Source organism: Amycolatopsis sp. AA4 (genome assembly GCF_002796545.1).
Classification (GTDB): Bacteria; Actinomycetota; Actinomycetes; order Mycobacteriales; family Pseudonocardiaceae; genus Amycolatopsis.
Genome location: NZ_CP024894.1, coordinates 6,937,513 through 6,957,737, shown reverse-complemented (window position 1 = coordinate 6,957,737; position 20,225 = coordinate 6,937,513). Strand labels below are relative to the sequence as shown.

Genomic DNA, 20,225 nt, shown 5'->3' with positions numbered 1-20,225 from the left:
ACGAGGGAGCCAGCTCAGAGGAGGACGGCGCCTTCCATCACGCCGATCGCCCGCAGGTCGCGGTACCAGCGCTCCACCGGATGCTCCTTCACGAACCCGTGCCCGCCAAGCAGCTGCACGCCGGCGTTGCCGATCTGCATGCCCTTGTCCGTCGCGAGCTTGCGGGCGAGCGCCGCTTCCCGCGCGTATTCCTTGCCCTGCTCGGCCCGCGCGGCCGCGCGCAGCGTGACCAGGCGCAGACCCTCCAGCTCGATCGCGATGTCCGCCACCGAGAACGCGACCGCCTGCCGGTGGCTGATCGGCTCGCCGAACGCGGTGCGCTCGTTCACGTAAGGCACGACGTAGTCCAGCACCGCCTTGCCGACGCCCGCGGCGAGCGCCGCCCAGCCGAGCCGGGAAAGCCGGACCACCTCGGTGAACACGTCCGCCTTGCCGCCGCCGAGCAGCGCGCCCGCGGGCAGCGAGACCTTCTCCAGGTGCAGCTTCCCGGTGGCCGCGCCGCGCAGGCCCATCGCGGGTTCGGACTCGATCGTCACGCCCGCGTTCGACGATTCCACCAGGAACAGCGCCGGTCCGCGGCCTTCCAGGTCGGCCGAGACGAGGAACAGCTCCGCCTCCGCCGCCCGCGGGACGAGCGACTTCACGCCGTCGAGCTGGTAGCCCTTCGGGGTGCGCTTCGCCTTGGTGGCGGGCTTGAACGGGTCGAACAACGGCGTCCGCTCCAGCAGCGCGAGCGCCGCGGCGGGCACCTGCTCGCCGGTGAACGCGGGCACGTAGTCGGCCTGCTGCTGCTCGTCGCCCCACGCGACCAGCGCGGTGCTCACCGCCGACGGGGCCAGCACGGCCACCGCCAGGCCGAGGTCGCCGTGCGCGAGCGCCTCCGCGACCAGCGCGTTCGTCACGACCGAACGCTCGGTGCCCGCGCCGCCCAGCTCTTCCGGGATGCCGACGAGGCTGATGCCCAGCTCGGCCGCGCGGCTCAGCAGACCCTCCGGCGCGGCGAGCTTCTCGTCGGCGTCCGCGGCGGCCGGCCGCAGCTGCTCGGCGGCGAACTCGCTGACCGTTTCGACGATGAGCTTCTGGTCCTCGTCCGGCGTCAGGTCGAACAGCCCGCGGTCGTCCGGTTTCGCCAGCCGCGCCGGTTTGCCCAGCCGCTGGACCGAGGTGAACGACCGCGTCGCCGCCCCCGCCGCGCGGAAACCGGTCCGGGTCCCCGTCTTGACCAGGTTCTGCACCGGCCCGCGCAGCCCGACCCGGTCGATCGCCTTGCTCCCGGCCAACCGGGTGAGCGCGGCCAGGCCGAGGCCCATCGCGTCTCGTTTCCTTGGCGCAGCCATGCAGCATCTCCCTCGCGTTACCTACTCACGAGTAGGTTAGCGTGGCGATGCGGAATCCGCCAGTGCGGCCCGGCTCACTCGACGACCGGGCGCCGGGCCAGCGACGTGCGTTCGAACGCGATGAGCAGCAGGACCGAGGCCGTGACGATCAGCAGCAGCAAGGCCGCGGGCACGTGTCCGAGGAGGGGAGTGATGCCGAGCAGCACCGCCGCGAGCACGAGGCGCTGCCGATTCCAGCTGCCGAGGTTGCGCCGGCGCAGCGAACTGAGCGCGACCAGGTACAGCGCAAGCCCGCCGGTCAGCGCCCACAGCGCGACGCCGTGCAGCGCGTCCGCCGGATCGTGGTCCAGGGTCGCGAACGCCTTCTTCAACCCGAGCGCGACGAGGACGATGCCGGCGATGAGCGGCAGGTGCAGATAGGTGTAGGAATCGGTGGCGAGCTTGTTCCGCGCGATGCCTTCGGCGCGGGCCAGCCTGCTTTCGGCGACGTGCGCGACCAGGTCGAAGTACGTCCACCACATCCCGGCGGCGAGCGCGATCCCGCAGATCGCCGACCCGGCGACGAGCCACGTGATCGGCACGTGCCCGATCCCGATGCCGATCGCCACGATCGATTCGCCCAGCGCGATGATCACGATCAGCCCGAACCGCTCGGCGAAGTGCGCGGGCGAGTGCAGCCGCCAGCCCGCGGGGCCGGACAGATAGACGTTGAGGTAGTCCACCGCCAGCGCGACCACCCACAGCGCCGGCTGCCACGGTCCGCCCACGACGGCGGCGACGGCCAGCAAAGCCAGGCTCGGCAGCAGCCCGCGCAGCATTTTCAGCAGCACCAAGCGCAATTCGGCGTCGTGCCGCGCCGCCCCGAGGTAGGCGACGATGTGCAGCAGCCGCACGACGCCGTAGCAAGCGACGAACAGCAACGGCCCGTCCAGTCCGCCCGGCTGGTTGGTGAGCGCCTGCGGCACCGCGAGCGCGACCAGGAACATCACCGCCATCGCGCCGAACATCGCCAGCCGCGCGATGCCGTGGTCGACGTGGATCGTCGTGCCGAGCCACGCGTAACTGCACCAGCACCACCACAGCACCATCAGCACCAGCAGTCCCTCGCCGACGCCGAGCAGGCTCAGCCGCCCGGCCATCAGTTCGGTGGTCTGCGTGATGGCGTAGACGAAGACCAGGTCGAAAAACAGCTCAAGGGTCGTGACGCGGTGGCCTTCGTCCGCGCGAACCAGATGCAACCGTCTCGTGGGCACGGCAGATGGTGACACGGACGGGCGACCGATCGGAGCGGTTTCGCTGACAGCGTGCGACGACCTCGCGAGGTTCTCTTCTCTCCGAAGTCGTGACTTCACTGCTGAAGTACTTCACTAGTGAAGTCACGACTCAAAACAGAAAACCACTTTCGAAGTGGCCCGCAGCGTTCAGCTGAGCCCGAGAACCGCGTGCAGCACCGCGGTCAGTTCCGTCTGCAGATGCGGCCTGCTCTTGATCGGCCCGGTCCGGCTGAGATCGTTCGCGATCGTCAGCGCGGCATGCACCCGGATCTTCGCCTCGCGCGCCGGAAGCTCCGGAAACACCGCGCACAGCAGGGAAACCCACTGGTCGACGTAGTCGCGCTGGACGCGGCGCAGATCGGCCTTGTCGCGTTCCGGCATGGTCACGCGGTCCGCGGTGAAGGACACCAGCAGTTCCGGCGTGCGCAGCAGAATGTGCACGTACGACGCGGCGAGCCGGCTGAGCGCGGACCGTTCGTCGGGGGCTTGCAGTGCCTGCTCGGCGGCCAGTGCGAGCCGGTCGGCCGCGCGGTGGCCGATCGCGACCATCAGCGCGGCCTTGCTAGGAAAGTGCCGGTACACGCTGGGTCCGGCGATGCCTGCCGCCGCGCCGATGTCCTCCATGCTCACCGCGTGGAAACCGCGTTCGGCGAACAGGCCGGTCGCGGCGGTCAGCACCTGCTCGCGGCGGGACGGCGTGCCGAGGCTGCTCGTGACCGGCGGCGCGGGTTCTTCCGGAACCGGCAAGGAGAGGTCGAGCACGGTCATCGCGAGTTCGACCAGCAGCGGCACGAAGCGTTTGCGCGCCACCGAGGTGTGGTGCACCGCGACGCTGCCGAACACCGACAGCGCGGCCCAGCACAGCAGCTCGGCCTCGTCCGCGGCCAGCTCCGGGCGCAGCGTGAGCAGGGCTTTCGCCCACGCGTCGAGCACCGCGCCGGACCGGCGGCGGATCTCCCGGCGCTGCTCGCGCGGCAGGTGCGGACCTTCCCAGCGCCACAGCGCGGCGATCTCCCGGCGCTCGACGGCCTGTGTCGCGAGGCCGGTGAGCAGGGCGTTCAGCTGCTCGGGCGGCGGCGCGGAATCGGCGAGCGCGACCGCGGTGGCCGATTCCATGTCGTCGATCCCGGCGAGCACGACGTAGGCGAGGATCGCCTGCTTGTCGGCGAAATGCCGGTACAGCGCGGGTCCGGTCACGCCCGCCGCGGCGGCGATGTCGTTGATCCCGACGCCGTGGAACCCGCGCGCGCGAAACAGCTCGGCCGCGACGGCGGCGAGTTGGGCCTTGCGGTCGCGAGGCCGCGTGCCGCGGGCGGGAGACGTACTCATGGTGAACTGACCATAGCGTTAATCCAAACTAGAGCAACCCATTGACACCATAGGGTTCATCGGGCTTATGTTAATGGGCATTAGCACCTACTGGCCGGTATAGTCGGCGGCGAGATACACCGCGGTGTCCAACCACGCCGCTTCGCGGAGGAGTGTTCAGTGAGTAGCGAGGCCTACATCTACGAGGCGTTGCGCACGCCCCGGGGCAAGAACAAGGGCGGTGCCCTGCACGGCACCAAGCCGGTCGACCTGGTGGTCGGCCTCATCCAGGAGCTGAAGGTCCGCCACCCGAACCTCGATCCGCAGGCGATCGACGACATCGTGCTCGGCGTCGTCTCCCCGGTGGGCGAGCAGGGCGCGGACATCGCGCGCACCGCCGCGCTCGTCGCGGGCCTGCCGCAGACGGTCGCGGGCGTGCAGCTCAACCGGTTCTGCGCGTCCGGGCTCGAGGCCACGAACGTCGCGGCGCAGAAGATCCGCTCCGGCTGGGACCAGCTGGTCATCGCGGGCGGCGTGGAGTCGATGTCGCGCGTGCCGATGGGTTCCGACGGCGGCGCGCTGTTCATGGACCCGGCCACCGCGTACGACCACTACATCGCCCCGCAGGGCATCGGCGCGGACCTGATCGCGACGATCGAGGGCTTCTCCCGCGAGGACGTCGACGCGTTCGCGGTCCGCTCGCAGGAGAAGGCCGAGGCGGCCTGGTCCGGCGGCTACTTCGCGAAGTCCGTGGTGCCGGTGAAGGACCTGAACGGCGTCACGATCCTCGACCACGACGAGCACCGCCGTCCGGGGACCACGGTCGAGGGGCTGGCGAAGCTCAAGCCCGCCTTCACCACGATCGGCGAGATGGGCGGGTTCGACGCCGTCGCGCTCCAGAAGTACCACCAGGTCGAGAAGATCGACCACGTGCACACCGGCGGCAACTCGTCCGGCATCGTCGACGGGTCGGCCATCGTGCTGATCGGCTCCGAGCAGGCGGGCAAGACCTTCGGCCTCACGCCGAGGGCGCGCATCGTCGCCACCGCCTCGATCGGGTCCGAGCCCACGATCATGCTGACCGGTCCGACGCCGGCCACCGAGAAGGTGCTGAAGACCGCGGGCCTGACCCCGGACGACATCGACCTGTGGGAGCTCAACGAGGCGTTCGCGTCCGTCGTGCTCAAGTGGCAGAAGGACCTGAACCTTCCGGACGAGAAGATCAACGTCAACGGCGGCGCGATCGCCATGGGCCACCCGCTCGGCGCCACCGGCGCGATGCTGGTCGGCACCGTGGTCGACGAGCTGGAACGCCGTCAGGCGCGCCGGGCGCTGGTGACTCTGTGCATCGGCGGCGGCATGGGTGTCGCGACCATCATCGAGCGGGTGTGAGGACCTGATGACCGAGAGCAAGACCATCCGCTGGGACAAGGATTCCGACGGCATCGTCACGCTGACCCTGGACGACCCGGACCAGTCGGCGAACACGATGAACCAGGCCTTCCGCGAGTCGCTCGCCGCGACCGTGGACCGGCTCGAAGCCGAGAAGGACGACATCACCGGTGTCGTGCTCACCTCGGCGAAGAAGACCTTCTTCGCCGGCGGCGACCTGCGCGACCTGATCCAGGCGAAGCCGGAGCACGCGGCCGAGATCACCGCGTCCAGCACCGCGATGAAGGGCCACATGCGCCGGCTCGAGCAGCTCGGCAAGCCGGTCGTCGCGGCCATCAACGGCGCGGCGCTCGGCGGCGGCCTCGAACTCGCGCTCGCGACGCACCACCGCATCGCGGCCGACGTGAAGGGCAGCCAGATCGGCCTGCCCGAGGTCACCCTGGGCCTGCTGCCCGGCGGCGGCGGCGTGGTCCGCACCGTGCGGCTGCTCGGCATCCAGAGCGCGCTGCTGAACGTGCTGCTGCAGGGCCAGCGGATGAAGCCGCGCAAGGCGCTCGAAGTGGGCCTGGTGCACGAGGTCGTGGACACCGTCGACGAGCTGGTGCCCGCCGCGAAGGCGTGGATCAAGGCCAACCCCGAGGGCGGTGTGCAGCCGTGGGACGTCAAGGGATACAAGATCCCGGGCGGCACCCCGTCGAACCCGAGCTTCGCGGCGAACCTGCCCGCGTTCCCGGCGAACCTGCGCAAGCAGCTCAAGGGCGCGCCGATGCCCGCGCCGCGCGCGATCCTCGCCGCCGCGATCGAGGGTTCGCAGGTCGACTTCGACACCGCGATCCTGGTCGAGACGCGCTACTTCGTGAGCCTGGCCATCGGGCAGGTCTCGAAGAACATGACCAAGGCGTTCTTCTTCGACCTGCAGACGATCAACTCCGGCGGTTCGCGTCCGGACGGGTTCGAGAAGTTCACCGCCAAGAAGGTCGGCGTGCTCGGCGCCGGGATGATGGGCGCCGCGATCGCCTACGTGTCCGCGAAGGCGGGCATCGACGTGGTCCTCAAGGACGTCTCGCAGGAGGCGGCCGAGAAGGGCAAGGGCTACGCGGTCAAGCTCGAGGAGAAGGCGCTCTCGCGCGGCAAGACCACGCAGGAGAAGTCGGACGCGCTGCTGGCGCGGATCAAGCCGACCGCCGACCCGGCCGACTTCGCGGGCGTCGACTTCGTCATCGAGGCCGTGTTCGAGAGCGTCGAGCTGAAGCACAAGGTGTTCGGCGAGATCGAGAACATCGTCAACGCGGACGCGGTGCTGGGTTCCAACACCTCGACGCTGCCGATCACCACCCTCGCCGAGGGCGTGCAGCGGACCGAGGACTTCATCGGGATCCACTTCTTCTCGCCGGTGGACAAGATGCCGCTGGTCGAGATCATCTGCGGCCAGAAGACGTCGCCCGCCACGCTGGCGAAGGTCTTCGACTACACGCTGCAGATCCGCAAGACCCCGATCGTCGTCAACGACAGCCGCGGCTTCTTCACGTCGCGGGTCATCGGCACCTTCATCAACGAGGCGGTCGCCGCGCTGGGCGAAGGCGTCGAGCCGGCGTCGATCGAGCAGGCGGGTTCGCAGGCCGGCTACCCGGCGCCGCCGCTGCAGCTGATGGACGAGCTGACCCTGACGCTGCCGCGCAAGATCCGCGCGGAGACCCGCGCCGCGATCGAGGCCGAGGGCGGCACCTGGACGCCGCACGCGTCCGAGGCCGTCATCGACACGATGCTCGACAAGTACGACCGCAAGGGCCGTTCCACGGGTGCGGGCTTCTACGAGTACGACGAGAACGGCAAGCGCACCGGTCTGTGGCCGGGCCTGCGCGAGGCGTTCAACTCGGGTTCGGCGGACGTGCCGTTCGAGGACCTCAAGGAGCGCATGCTCTTCGCCGAGGCGCTGGAAACGGTGAAGTGCTTCGACGAGGGCGTCCTGACCTCGGTCGCGGACGCCAACATCGGGTCCATCTTCGGCATCGGCTTCCCGCCGTGGACCGGCGGCGTGATCCAGTACATCAACCAGTACGAGGGCGGCCTGCAGGGCTTCGTGGACCGCGCCCGCGAACTGGCCGCGCGCTACGGCAGCCACTTCGAGCCGCCGCAGTCGCTCGTGGAGAAGGCCGCCAAGGGCGAGATCTACGAATAAGGTTCGACGGTGTGCTGGCGGGGCCGCTCCGGGGATTCTACCGGGGCGGCCCCGCTTTTTCGCGGAGGTGCCGATGACGGAACAGCTGCCGTTCTTGGACGAGCATCGGATCGTCGTGCCCGCTGATGCCGAGACAACCTGGCGTGCGGTGAACCAGGTCGTCGAACGGTTCTCCGGCCGATTGGCCACTGGCTACGCCTGGGCGGTCGGCGCGGCCGATTTGAAGGCCGCTGGTCCCCGCCCGCTCGCCGAGGGCTCGACCGTTCCCGGGTTCCGGGTCGCCGCCGCCGAACCGCCGAGGCTGCTCGCGCTGGCCGGACGGCATCGGTTTTCCGAGTACCGCCTCACTTTCCGGCTCGAACCCGGTCCGGAGGGACAGACGCTGGTTCGCGCCGAGAGCCGGGCTCGGTTTCCCGGCGTGTTCGGGGCTGGGTACCGCTTGCTCGTCATCGGGAGCGGCGGCCACGTCCTCGGCATGCGGAGAATGCTGGGAACGATCGCGCGCCTCGCGCGCAATTAATTCGCCATTTTTTGAGTGTCGATTCTACGTTTTTCGTAGCTGCCATGCGGTGATCAAGGGCGAGGTGGCTCAGCGCAACCAAGCATCCGGCGAACGGCTGAACCCGTGCCGCCCGAACGGCCGCACGCCGCGTCCGGGAAACCGGAAACCGTTGCCGTGTCGGCATAATTCCGGGACCCCTCCCGGAGGCCGCGTGGGATACTTCGGCATGGACCAGACGGTGGCCGTCGCGGGGGAGCAGCTCGCGTTCGCTGGCGCGGATCGGCTTGTCAAGCTTGTCGGGGCGCTTTATCAGCGGCCCCGTGTCGGCGACCGGCCGCGGGAATTGCGGGACGACGGGGAATGGCGTCCCGGATATCACCGGGAGCGCGCCGGGCGGCGCGGGCTTCCCATGGTGTGCCTCGTGGGAGACGCGCGCGAGGGGGTGCTCGAGGAGCTGGGTTCGCGGCTGCAGAACGCGAAACCGGCGGGCACTGTCCGTTCCGTCTACCTTTCGCTGGCCGACCGGCCGGACCTCGACGCTCCGGGCAAGGCGACCGAGGCGAGCGTCGAGGTGGTGCGCGACATTCTGTGGCGCGTCCGCAACACGCTCGTCCGCAGTTCCCGCACGCGCGAAAGCCGGTTGCGGTTCCGGTTGTTCACGCTGGTCGACCAGCTCATGGCGAAGAAATTCCCGGACGGCGAAACCGATCCCGAGCGGATCCTGCTGCGCGAACTGCAGGAGAACGGCCTGCTGGTGCGCTTCCGCTCGGCCATCGACAGCGTCAGCCGCGAGCTGGTGCCGCAGCATCCGGCGTGGCGGCTTCCGTTGCTGCTTCTGCGTTTGCTGACGTTCGCGACCTTCCGGATCGCCGTCACCGGACGAGTTCCGGGGCTGTCCGGGCGGTATCGCTGGTTCCTGCGCCAGCCGCACCTCGCGCCGGAGATGTCCGGCAGCTTCGTGCGCTTCGCGATGCGGCTCACCGACGGCGAATGGCAGAAGGAGTCGCCGCAGTACGTCGCGCGGCTGCTGGTCAACGCGTTCCTGGAGGACCTGCGGCGCGAGTACCGGCTGCGGCCGTGGCAGTTCTGGCGGCGGCGCCGGATGACGTATCCGGTGCTGCTGCTCGACGAGGTCGGCCCGGCCAACGGCGGGTACCGGCTGCTGGAGCTGATCAACGAGGTCCGCAACCAGGTCGGTCTCTTCGATCCGCTGCTCGTGGTGAGCGCGAGCCAGGCGCCGCCCCCGGATGCCGAGCCGAGCGAGGACCGGCCGAAGTACCACGCCGCCGAAGCCGCCGGCGCGTATCGGGTGTGGCAGAACCGGCTCAGCGCCGACCGCCGCGCCCGCCGCCCGACCGCGTGGTACCTGCCGATCGGCCTCGACGCGCCGCAGACCGAGACCGAAAAAACCGAGGTGCGCAAGCGAATGCTGACCCTCGGCGACCATTACGACCTGTCCGGCGGACGCGGGCGGGCCGCGTGGTGGACGACGCGCTGGGTCCGGGCCGGGGTGCCCGCGGTGGTGCTCGCGCTGGTCGCCGGGTTCGCCGTCGTCCGCTATCAGTCCGTTTTGGACAGTCACTGCGGCACCTCGAGCGAATGGCTGGCCTGGGCGGACGACCAGTGCGTCGGGGTCTCCGACGGCACCTTCACGCTGTTTTCCCCGGTCGACAGGGAAGGGACGATCCAGCAGGTCGAAGCGGTGATCGCGGACCAGAACCGGCGCGCCGAGGAACTGCACCAGCAGCATCCGGAGCGGCCGTACATCACGCTGGTCGACCTGGAGGCGCTCACGTCGTCGAACGGCACCGCCGAAGGACTCACCGCGGAACGGGAATCGCTGGAAGGCTTCGCGGTCGCCCAGTCGCGGCAGCTCGACGCGACCGCCGCGGCCGAACCGATCGTGCGCATGCTGATCGCCAACGGCGGCAAGGGAATGCTCCAAGGCGCGGCGGTCGCGCGGACGCTGCTGGAGATGGCGAAACAGGATCCGAGCATCGTCGGAGTGGTCGGGCTCGACATGAGCAGCGAGCCGACCGCCGACACGATCCGCGCGCTCGGCGACGCGGGCATCCCGGTGGTCGCCGCGACGCTTACCGCCGATCAGCTCGCGGACCAGAATCCGATCTACTTCCAGGTCGCGCCGCAAAACCGCCGGGAAGCCGCGGTGGCCGCGTCCTTCGCCGTCCAGCGTCCCGGTCCTCGCTCGCTCCGCGTCTACTACGCCGACGACGACGCCGATTTCTACAGCACGAACCTCCGCGACGATGCGCTGGCGTCGTTCAAGGCAAGGGGATTTGCCGTCGAAGCCCGCGCCTTCGATCCGGACGGAGGGGCGGCCGGTCAGCCCGCCCACGTGCGGAACGGCGACCGGACCGTGGGCAACGCAGGCGCGGCCGGGCGGGACAGCTGCTCCTACGACGGCTTCGCGTTCTTCGCTGGCCGCGGTGTGCCCGACTTTGGCGCCTTCCTCGCCGGAGCCGCGCAGTGCGGCAGCACAGCCACGATCATCGGAGACGACGACGTCTCCCGCTATGTCGCGGATTCCGTTGCGCGGGAACGCAATCGCGCGCTGTCGTACTACTATCTGGCGCTCGCGAGCGCCCCGGCGACGCCCGCGAAAGGCCTCGCGCGAGACTTCTACGCCACGCTCAACGCCAAGTTCGCCTTCGAGCACACCGAAAAAGGTCGCTCGTTCGACGGGCACGCCGCGCTGTCCTACGACGCCGCGCTGGTGATGATCACCGCGACCGCGTACCTGCGCGAGACGTCCTCGAAAATCCCGGTCACGCCCGGTGCGGTCTGGCGCGAGATCGCCGCGATCCACACCTCGCGGCCGGATGCCAACCAGACCAACAAATACATCGAGGGCGTCAGCGGGACGATCGACTACGGCGGAGACATCGGCAGGCACGTCCCGCAGGACAAACCGCTCGCGGTACTCCGCGTCCAGGGCGGCGAGGTCGATCCGGAACTGCAGGGCTTCTGCGGGAAGTCGGTCGCCCGGGCTCCGGACTCCTGGTGTCCGGCGGACGGCTGAGCCGCGCGGCGGTCAGTCGATCGGCGCGGTGTAGCTGATGCGGACGATGATCTCGCGGGTGGCCAGTACCGGATACGTCTGTCCGGGCGTTTCCGTGACGCTTGCGGGGAAGTCGAGTTCCTCGTTGCCCGGGTGCACGCCGACGAGGCGCATGCTGCCGAATTTGTACGCGTCCGGGCCGCCGAGAAACCCGAGGGTGGAGCGGAACATGGTGTAGTCCAGGGTGATTCTCGCGAATTTGCGTTTCCCGGCGGGGAGCGCGTCGACGCGGGCTTGGATCCGCTGCTGCCGGTCCGCGGGAATGGTCTGGAGGGCGAGTTCGATGTCGCCGGCGATGAGCTTGCGTGTGACCGCCGCGTAGGCGAGCCCGACGAGCACGCCGATCGCCGCCCCGATCGCCGCGCCGGTCAGGAACCGCAGGCCGGCCAGCAGGACGGACCTGGTCGCGACGCCGGTTGCCGCGCCTTCCGCCGCGCCTTCGACGCCTGGCCCGGCGGTGCCTGGTGCCTTGGACAACGCCCCTTCCGCAGCCGATCCTGATTGGGGAAGGGCCTTCTGCCCCGCGATACCGCCGCCGGTCGCGCCGCCTCCCGCTCCGCCGCCGGTCACCGGCGGCGAGCCGGAGGGACCGCGCAACAGCGTCGCGACCTTCCGGAAGTACTTCACCGGAATCGGTTGATCGGTCCCGAATTCGGAATAGCCGCCCGCGCGGGTCGCGACGTTCTTGAAATGCCGGGCGAAGTACTCCCGATCGATCTTCAGCTCGTACTTGAAGCGGACAGTGTCGCGGACCGGCGTTCCGGTGTACCTGGCCGCTTCCTCGACCGAAGCCGCGATATCGCAATCGGTGAGGCGGGGATAGCCCGGCGAGGACATGAAGACGCTCGCGCCTTCCAGATCTCCGTAGTGATAAAGGGTTTCCGTCGCCGCGTTCGTGCTGGTCGCGCCGAGGACGAGCGGCGGCGGAGGCGGCGGGACGGGCGGTGCCCGCCGGATCACTCGCGCGGGCGCTCCGGTTTGCTGGGCGACGTGGGCGAGTTCGTGCGCGAGGAGGTGCCGCCCGGCCGGGGAGCGCGGCTCGTACCTGCCTGCTCCGAACACGATCGCGTCGCCGACGGTGTAGGCGCTCGCGTTCAAGGCGCGGGCCGAATCGGCGGCTGCGGGACCGTTGTGCACCCGCACGGTGGAAAAGTCGCGGCCGAGCTTGGTTTCGAAGGCGCCGCGGGTTTCCGGGTCGAGCGGCTGGCCCGGAGCGGCGAGGGTTTCGGTCACGTTGGCCTGTGCCCGGTTGTCGAGCCGCTCGCCGGACCCGGTCGGGCGGGGACGCGGCCCGGGCGAGGTCGGGTGCTCGTCCGACGCCAGTTGCCCGGCGAGGTGGTGCGCTTCGTGCTCCGCGGGGTCGTCGGTGGCGCCGACGACGAATTCGGTCGCCGCGCGCCCCCGCGTCCCGGACTTGCCCGTCGGGAGCCGGTCGGCGAATACGGGTTCGGCCATGAGCCGGGATGGTGCCCGGTCGCCGTCACCGGTTCGTCACCGATGGGCCCGTTGTAACGATTTTCCGTTCGCTGTCGACCCTTCTCTCGCATTGGATCGCGAGGAGGTGCCGCGTGCTGCGGAAACTGGGGATGGCATTGGTCGCGGGCGTTCTGGTCGCCGGGTGCGGAGCGGTGCCGACCGGGAGCGCGCCGTCTGGGGTGACGAGCGAGTATTCGCCGCCGCATACGACGAGCTACAGCGCACCGGCGACTCCGCCGACCTCGATCGCGGTCCCGGTGACCACACAGCCGGTCGCCCCGCTCGTCGCGCCGACCACGGCGGCCAAGCCCAAACCAGCGCCGAAGACCCAGACCGCCCCGCGGATCACGACGCCGAAGGCCGACGTGCCGAACCAGGCCGCGCCGGATCCCGGCCCGGCCGAGTGCGGCACCGACTACTACCGCAACTCCTCCGGAAACTGCGTCCACCGCCCGGACTCGAATCCCTCCGGCGCGACCGCGCAGTGCAACGACGGCACGTACAGCTACAGCCAGCACCGTTCCGGCACCTGCTCGCACCACGGCGGCGTCAAACAGTGGCTGTAGCCCCGGCGGTTGGGCCATCCGGGCCATCCCGGTAAGTCGGATCGATCACGAACCGCCCGTTCCTCCCTCCGCACCCGGTAGCGTGCGAATCCGGTACGGCATACGGGACGGGGGACGCGGTGGCGCGGGCGGGTTCGGGGCCGATCATCGTGGTGCTCGCCTCGTGCGGGCTGGTGGCTTCGTTCATGCAGACGCTGGTCATCCCGTTGATCCCGGCGTTCCCGAGACTGCTGCAGACCACGCCGACGGACGCGTCGTGGGTCGTCACCGTCACGCTGCTCGCGGCGGCGGTATGCACCCCGGTCGCCGGGCGGCTCGGCGATCTTTACGGCAAGCGCCGCGTGCTCCTGATCAGCCTGGCGGTGCTGATCGCCGGATCCGTGGTCTCGGCGCTGACCAGTTCGCTGGCGCTGATGATCGTCGGCCGCGGGCTGCAGGGCTGCGCAATGGGCGTCATCCCGCTCGGGATCAGCATCATGCGCGACGAACTGCCGCCGGAACGCGTCAGCGGCGCGATTTCGCTGATGAGCGCGACGCTCGGGGTCGGCGGCGCGATCGGGTTGCCGGTCGCGGCGATCGTGGCCGAGCACGCGGACTGGCACGTCCTGTTCTGGGGTGCGGCCGGGCTCGGGCTCGGCTGTGGGCTGCTGATCCTGCGGTTCGTCCCGGAATCGCCCATCCGCACACCCGCGCCGTTCGATTTCCTGGGCACGCTGGGGTTGATCGTCGGCCTCACCAGCCTGTTGCTGCCGATCGTGAAGGGCGCCTCGTGGGGCTGGGGCAGCCCGGCGACGCTCGGGTTCGCCGCGACCGCCGTGGTCGTTCTCGCGGCCTGGGGCTGGTACCAGCTGCGTCGTCGGGACCCGCTGGTCGATCTGCGCGTTTCGGCTCGGCGGCCGGTGCTGTTCACGAACCTCGCGTCGGTTCTCGTCGGCTTCGCGATGTACGCGATGTCCTTGTCGTTTCCCCAGTTGCTGCAGGCTCCTTCGGTGACCGGGTACGGCCTCGGGCTCAGCATGGTGGAAGCCGGTCTGTGCCTCGCGCCGAACGGCTTGGTGATGATGGCGCTGTCCCCGGTCTCCGCGCGGCTGACCAACCGTTACGGCGCGCGCGTCACGCTCATGACCGGCGCGATCGTGATCGCGGTCGGCTATCTTTTCGCGATTTTCCTGATGGACAACGCGGTCGAGCTGATCATCGCGTCGGTGCTCATCGGAGCCGGCGTCGGCATCGCTTACGCCGCGATGCCCGCGCTGATCATGAGCGCGGTGCCGGTCACCGAAACCGCGTCGGCGAACGGGCTCAACTCGCTCATGCGGTCCGTCGGCACCTCGACGTCCAGCGCGGTGATGGCCACGATGCTCGCGCACCTGACGATCACCGTCGGCTCGTTCACCGTGCCGTCGCTCGCGGGGTTCCGCGCCACGTTCGCGGTCGCCGCGGCGGCGGCGGTGGCCGGGCTGGCGTTGACCGCGGTGGTGCCGCGGTTCCGTGCCGCCAGCCCGGAACTCGCCCGCGTCTAGAGCCTCGTCAGAGCAGCGGCGGAACGGTCGCGTCGATCAGGTGCGGTCCCGGTTCGGCGACCGCGCGCCGGAACTGCTCGGCCAGCTCCTCCGCTGTCGTCGCCCGGGTCGCCGGAATGCCCATGCCCTCGGCGATCTTCACGAAATCCAGGTCCGGACGGCCGATGTCCAGCAGGTCCTTCGCCTTCGGCCCGTCTCCGGACGCCCCGACGCGCTGCAGTTCCATCCGCAGGATCGCGTACGCGTTGTTGTTGAGCACCACCGTGGTCACGTCGAGGTTCTCGCGCGCTTGCGTCCACAGCGCGGAGATCGTGTACATCGCGCTGCCGTCGGATTCGAGATTAATCACCGGCCGTCGCGGAGCCGCGATCGCCGCGCCGACCGCCACCGGCATGCCGTAGCCGATCGCCCCGCCGGTCAGGGTCAGCACGTCGTGCCGCGGCGCGCCCGCGGTCGCGGCGGGGAGCAGGAGACCGGAGGTGTTCGCCTCGTCCACGATGATCGCGTTCTCCGGCAGCAGCGCGCCGATCACGTCGACCCAGTTCTGCACGGTGAGCGGACCGCTCGGCAGCTCCGGCCGTCCGGCCTCCTGCAGGACCGGTTCGGTGTCCGCGGCCACCAGCGCGGCGACCGCTTCCAGCGCGGCCGGGACGTCCTGGCCGACGTTCGCGAGGACGTGGACGTCCGCGCCTTCCGGGGTCAGCTCGCTCGGCATGCCGGGGTAGGCGAAGAACGACACCGGGGCCTTCGTGCCCGCGACGATCAGGTGCTTGATCCCGTCCAGCTGGTATTTGGCCTGCTCGGCGAGGTAGCCCAGCCGTTCGATGTTGGGCAGGCCGGCACCGCGCTCCAGCCGCGCCGGGAACGTTTCGGCGAGCACCTTCACCCCGGTCGCGGCCGCGATCCGGCTGGCCGCGCGCAAACCTGTTTCGCGGCAAGCGGATCCGCCGATCAGCAACGCGACCGGCTCGCCGCTGCGCAGCAAGTCCGCGATCCTCTGCACGGTCGTCGCGTCGACCGTCTGCGGCACGCGCGGCGGAATCGGCTCGCACGTTTCGCCGCCCTCGCCCCACGACGCGTCGGCGGGCAGGATCAGCGTCGCGACCCGGCCCGGCGCGTCCTGTGCGGCCGCGACCGCCGCCGCGGCGTCCGCGCCGACGTCCTTCGTGTGCCCGGACCGGCGCACCCAGCCTTCGAGCGAGCCCGCGATGGCGTCGATGTCCGACTCCAGCGGGGCGTCGTACTGCTTGTGATAGGTGGCGTGGTCACCGATCACGTTGACCACCGGCGTGTGCGCGCGCCGCGCGTTGTGCAGGTTCGCCAGGCCGTTCCCGAGCCCCGGGCCGAGGTGCAGCAGCGTCGCGGCGGGCTTGCCGGCGATCCGCGCGTATCCGTCCGCGGCACCGGTCACCACGCCCTCGAAGAGCGCGAGCACGCCGCGCATCTCCGGCACCGAATCGAGGGCGGCGACGAAGTGCATCTCCGACGTGCCGGGGTTGGAGAAGCACACGTCGACCCCGCTGTCGACGAGCGTGCGGATGAGGGACTGGGCGCCGTTGAGCGTGCTCACTGTGCTCACTTTCCGGTTTGCGCGAACAGAACGCCGGGGTTCAGGATCCCGGCCGGGTCGAAGCTTTCCTTGACCCGGCGCAGCAGATCGAGCTTCGCCGGGTCCTCGAGTTTGGCGTAGTACTTGGTTTTGGTGCGGCCGAGGCCGTGCTCGCCGGAGATCGCGCCGCCGAGTTCGTAGGCGCAGCCGAAAATGTCGGTCAGCAGCTGCGAGCGCGTGTCCGGGTCTTTGCAGAAGATCGCCAGGTGGACGTTGCCGTCGCCGGCGTGCCCGCAGCCGATCGCGCCGCCGCCGGCCGCCATCGCCAGCTCGCGGGCTTTGGCCAGGAACTGCGGCATCGCGGTCCGCGGCACCACCACGTCGATGACGTCGTCCGCACCCGCGGCTTTGGCGTTCCAGAAGGCTTTTTCGCGGGCTTCGATGAGCTTGCGCGCGGCATTGCCTTCGAGGACGTACGCGTCGGTCGCGCCGAGTTCGACCAGCAGTTCGCCGAGCGCTTCGACGTCCTCGCCGAGCCGGTCGGCCACCCGGTTTTCCAGCGCCACCGCCAGATACGCCTGGGTCCGGTCACGGATTTCCTCCGGGACGCCCAGTTCGAGCTTGTCGTTGTAGACCATCGCGGCCATCGTCATGTTGTCGATGTACTCGAGGATCTGCGGGGCGAGACCGCTCGCGGCGATCTTCGGCACGGCCGCCATCACCTGCTCGAAATCGTCGAACGGGGCGAGCACGGTCGCGCCGTGCGGCAGCCGCGGCTGCAGCTTCACGATCACCTCGGTCACCAGCGCGAGCGTGCCCTCCGAGCCGATGATCAGCTGGGTGAGGTCGTAGCCGCTGGAGATTTTCGACATCCGGCCGCCGACGCGGACGATCTCGCCGGTCGCGAGCACCGCCTGCAGGCCGGAGACGTTGCCGCGGGTGATGCCGTAGCGGATCGCGCGCATGCCGCCGGCGTTGGTGCCGACGGTGCCGCCGACGCTCGCGCTCAGCTCGCCGGGATAGACGGGGTAGGTGAGGCCGTGTTCGGCGGTCTTCGCGTCGAGCTCGGCCAGCGTGACGCCCGGCTGGACGACGGCGACGTGGTTGCCGGTGTCGATTTCGAGCACCGAGTTCATCCGCTCGAACGAGACGAGCAGCCCGCCCTCGACCGGCCGCGCCGCGGCGGACAGTCCGCTGCCGGACCCGCGCGCGGTCACCGGGATGCCCTCGGCGGCGGCGATCTTCAGCAGCTCGGAGACCTCTTCGGCCGTGGCCGGCTTCGCGACGTACGCGGGTTTCTGGCCGGGCGTGCTGAGCGCCTCGTCGTGCGCGTAGTCGTCGGAAATCGCGTCACCGGTCAGCAGGTTCCCCGCTCCGACGGCCCCTGCCAGCCGTGTTGCGATCTCGCTCATGCCACTCCCTCGTGCGCGCGTGCTTCGTGGCCGCAGCCTAGCCGTTCTGGTGCGGGACTGGCCATGAATAGTTTTCACGTTAGCCGACGCGGGCACGAAAAAAGCCACGCCGCGCGCGTGGCTTCGGTGGCGGGAACCCAAGCAGGGACCGGCCCGCGCCAACAGGCCGGCCCCTGGGTTAATCCTCGGTGCCGGTCAGACGAGCCAGCCGAGCACGTGCGCCAGGTGCGCGAGCAGACCCGAGATCAGGTCGTGGCCGTGGTGCACGTGCTGGGTGAACATCTGCATTGAGGGGCTCCTTGTTCGGATTGTTCTTTCTTGGTGCTCTCGCGAGGAGCGAACGCAGATTTCCACCGGCGGGCTCGCGGTGTCAAAGCGCGGTTTTCCCTGTGCTGGCAAGGGATCGGCGGCCGGGGAATCTTCCCATGTTAAACATGTAAGGCTTTCGGGTTTGTCGCCGGGGGTGCACTGTGGACTCTTCGCCACGGTTCGTAGCGAACCTCGGCTCCGATCACCCTCGGTAGCAGACGCGCACTGCGGCAACCGGGCGGCGTGGCCCCTCGAACCGGTGAATGCGAAGCCACGATTGGTGAATTGCCGAGGTTCACGCCACCGGGTGATCATCTAGCCTGGATCCCTTGTCCGGCAGCGAATCCCGGCCCGCGTTCATGATCGCGGAGGGTTAACCCGGCTTCACTCTGGCGGGACGATCTGGCCCGATCAGGCAGCGAAAAGGGCCGGCCCCTCCGCGGTGGAGGAACCGGCCCTTGCGGCGACAGTCAGTCAGCGCGCGCGAACGACAGCGTTTCGCCTTCCACGCCGCGCAGCCACAGGTCCTGCGCGGCCGCGGCCATCTCGGACAGGCCTTCCTCGATCGTCGCGAACACGTTGCCGGGGACCCAGCCCGCGTCGCCGTTGATCAGGAGGTTGTTGCGGCCGTAGAAAATCGCGAGATCCGTGGCGCCCTGGTCGCTGTGCGCCTCGCTGCCCTCGTCGTAGCCGTACGCCGGATTGCCGATTTCCCACGCCTCGAATCCGAAGTAGACGACGTCGCCGGGAATCGGGGTGATGGTCGGGTTTTCGCGCCCCGGTTTGGGCTCGGCGAAGGGCGGCACGAGCGTGTAGACCTCGTTGCGCGCGTACTTCGCGTGGTAGGCCGAACCGCTTTGCGGCAGCGCGTCCCAGACCGCCTTGCAGGTGCGCGGTGCTTCGTCGTCGAGCAGCCGGGCGCGGCAGGTGACGCCGCGCTTGTCGAGACTGATGGTGATGTAGCGCGCCATGCCTCAGCTCCCCGTGACCGACGAGACGACCTCGCCCCAGATGCGCAGCGCGTCGTCGACCTGTTCCGCGTTGACGACCAGCGGCGGCACCATGCGCACGACGTTCGAGTACGCGCCACAGGTGAGCAGCAGCAGTCCGTTCTTCGCGGCTGCTTGCTGGGCGGCCTGCGCGGTGGCCGTGTCCGGTTCACCGTCCGCCGTCGTGAACTCTGTGCCCACGAGAAGCCCGAGGCCGCGTACGTCGCCGATAGCGGGCGTCTTGTCCGCGATGACGCGCGCGCCTTCGAGAAGCTGACGGCCGCGCTCCGCGGCGTTCTCGACCAAGCCTTCGTCCTGAATGACATCGAGGGTCGCGATCGCCGCTGCGCACGACACCGCGTTGCCGCCGTACGTGCCGCCTTGCGAACCCGGGTACGCCTTCGCCATCAGCTCTTCCGAAGCGGCGATGCCGGACAGCGGGAAGCCGCTGGCGAGGCCCTTCGCGATCAGCACGACGTCCGGGTGGACGTCGAAGTGGTCGTGGCCCCAGAACTTGCCGGTGCGGCCGAATCCGGCCTGGACCTCGTCGAGCACCAGCAGGATGCCGTGCCGGTCGGCGCGCTCGCGCAGCCCGGCCATGAACTCGGTGTTGGCCGGGACGTAGCCGCCCTCGCCGAGCACCGGCTCGATGAAGAACGCGGCCGTCTCGCTCGGCGCGGAGACGGTCTGGAAGAGATAGTCCAGCTCGCGCAGCGCGAATTTCGTCGCCGTCTCCTCGTCCCAGCCGTAGTGGTAGGCGTACGGGAACGGCGCGACGTGCACGCCGGACATCAGCGGCGAGATGCCCGCGCTGAACCGGGTGCCGGAGGTGGTCATGGTCGCGGCGGCGACCGTGCGGCCGTGGAAACCGCCCTGGAACACGATGACGTTCGGCCGTTTCGTCGCCTGCCGGGCCAGTCGCAGCGCCGCCTCGACGGCCTCGCTGCCGGAGTTCGCGTAGAAGAGCGAATCGAGCCCGGACGGCAGCACGTCGCCGAGCTTGCGGGTCAGTTCGAGCAGCGGCTGGTGCATCACCGTCGTGTACTGGCCGTGCACGAGCTTGCCGATCTGCTCGCGCGCGGCCTCGACCACGCGGGGGTGGCAGTGCCCGGTGCTGGTCACCCCGATGCCCGCGGTGAAGTCGAGGTGACGTTTCCCGTCCACGTCGTAGAGGTAAACCCCTTCACCGTGGTCGACGACGACGGGCGTTGCCTGCTTGAGCAGCGGGGAAAGCTGGGCCATGCGGCGCCCTCCTGGGTGCGGGTGGAGACGGTTGTCGATTGTTGACAATATCCATAGCATGAGTTCGGGACAACAGGAACAGGAGCGA

The 20,225-nt window shown here is 69.6% G+C and carries 14 protein-coding genes; 6 read left to right on the top strand and 8 right to left on the bottom strand.

From position 1 onward, the window contains the following. Positions 1-14 precede the first annotated feature (14 nt). The 3 genes from CU254_RS32070 to CU254_RS32060 form a co-directional block, all read right to left on the bottom strand. Entirely contained in the window at positions 15-1,310 is a 1,296-nt protein-coding gene (locus CU254_RS32070; RefSeq protein WP_037715496.1) for an acyl-CoA dehydrogenase family protein, read from the bottom strand. Between the two features lie 101 nt (positions 1,311-1,411). After that, on the bottom strand, positions 1,412-2,590 hold the full coding sequence (locus tag CU254_RS32065; RefSeq protein ID WP_037715494.1) for a low temperature requirement protein A: 1,179 nt from the start codon (positions 2,588-2,590) through the stop codon (positions 1,412-1,414). Positions 2,591-2,758: 168 nt separating this feature from the next. Further along, on the bottom strand, positions 2,759-3,940 hold the full coding sequence (locus CU254_RS32060; protein WP_009082845.1) for a TetR/AcrR family transcriptional regulator: 1,182 nt from the start codon (positions 3,938-3,940) through the stop codon (positions 2,759-2,761). A gap of 159 nt (positions 3,941-4,099) precedes the next feature. Here CU254_RS32060 and CU254_RS32055 point away from each other — a divergent pair, with 159 nt between their 5' ends. The 4 genes from CU254_RS32055 (at position 4,100) to CU254_RS32040 (ending at position 11,032) form a co-directional block, all read left to right on the top strand. Next, positions 4,100-5,311, top strand: coding sequence for an acetyl-CoA C-acetyltransferase (locus tag CU254_RS32055; RefSeq protein ID WP_009082843.1), 1,212 nt, complete (start codon positions 4,100-4,102; stop codon positions 5,309-5,311). Positions 5,312-5,318: 7 nt separating this feature from the next. Continuing rightward, on the top strand, positions 5,319-7,490 hold the full coding sequence (locus CU254_RS32050; protein ID WP_037715491.1) for a 3-hydroxyacyl-CoA dehydrogenase NAD-binding domain-containing protein: 2,172 nt from the start codon (positions 5,319-5,321) through the stop codon (positions 7,488-7,490). A gap of 73 nt (positions 7,491-7,563) precedes the next feature. After that, complete coding sequence (locus CU254_RS32045; protein WP_009082839.1) at positions 7,564-8,010, top strand: SRPBCC family protein; 447 nt, start codon at positions 7,564-7,566, stop codon at positions 8,008-8,010. Between the two features lie 208 nt (positions 8,011-8,218). Continuing rightward, entirely contained in the window at positions 8,219-11,032 is a 2,814-nt protein-coding gene (locus CU254_RS32040) for a hypothetical protein (protein WP_009082837.1), read from the top strand. A gap of 12 nt (positions 11,033-11,044) precedes the next feature. On the opposite strand, the gene CU254_RS32035 is transcribed toward CU254_RS32040, so the two are convergent. Continuing rightward, the gene (locus CU254_RS32035) at positions 11,045-12,526 is read right to left on the bottom strand and encodes a DUF4157 domain-containing protein (protein ID WP_009082836.1); all 1,482 of its coding nucleotides are present in this window, start codon (positions 12,524-12,526) and stop codon (positions 11,045-11,047) included. 113 nt (positions 12,527-12,639) lie between these two features. Between CU254_RS32035 and CU254_RS32030 the strand changes: the two genes are divergently transcribed. Beyond that, positions 12,640-13,113, top strand: a complete 474-nt coding sequence (locus CU254_RS32030) for a DUF3761 domain-containing protein (RefSeq protein ID WP_009082834.1) — start codon at positions 12,640-12,642, stop codon at positions 13,111-13,113. A gap of 44 nt (positions 13,114-13,157) precedes the next feature. Next, a complete protein-coding gene (locus CU254_RS32025) occupies positions 13,158-14,636 on the top strand; it encodes an MFS transporter (protein WP_286157083.1) in 1,479 nt (492 codons plus the stop codon). A gap of 7 nt (positions 14,637-14,643) precedes the next feature. Here CU254_RS32025 and CU254_RS32020 read toward each other — a convergent pair whose 3' ends face one another. The 4 genes from CU254_RS32020 to CU254_RS32005 form a co-directional block, all read right to left on the bottom strand. Next, positions 14,644-16,206, bottom strand: a complete 1,563-nt coding sequence (locus CU254_RS32020) for an acetolactate synthase large subunit (RefSeq protein ID WP_009082830.1) — start codon at positions 16,204-16,206, stop codon at positions 14,644-14,646. Between the two features lie 5 nt (positions 16,207-16,211). Beyond that, a complete protein-coding gene (locus CU254_RS32015) occupies positions 16,212-17,597 on the bottom strand; it encodes an FAD-binding oxidoreductase (RefSeq protein ID WP_009082828.1) in 1,386 nt (461 codons plus the stop codon). 779 nt (positions 17,598-18,376) lie between these two features. Then, positions 18,377-18,877: a DUF3830 family protein gene (locus CU254_RS32010; RefSeq protein WP_009082826.1), complete on the bottom strand. Its 501-nt coding sequence runs from the start codon at positions 18,875-18,877 to the stop codon at positions 18,377-18,379. 3 nt (positions 18,878-18,880) lie between these two features. Beyond that, on the bottom strand, positions 18,881-20,137 hold the full coding sequence (locus CU254_RS32005; RefSeq protein ID WP_037715489.1) for an aspartate aminotransferase family protein: 1,257 nt from the start codon (positions 20,135-20,137) through the stop codon (positions 18,881-18,883). Positions 20,138-20,225: the final 88 nt, after the last annotated feature.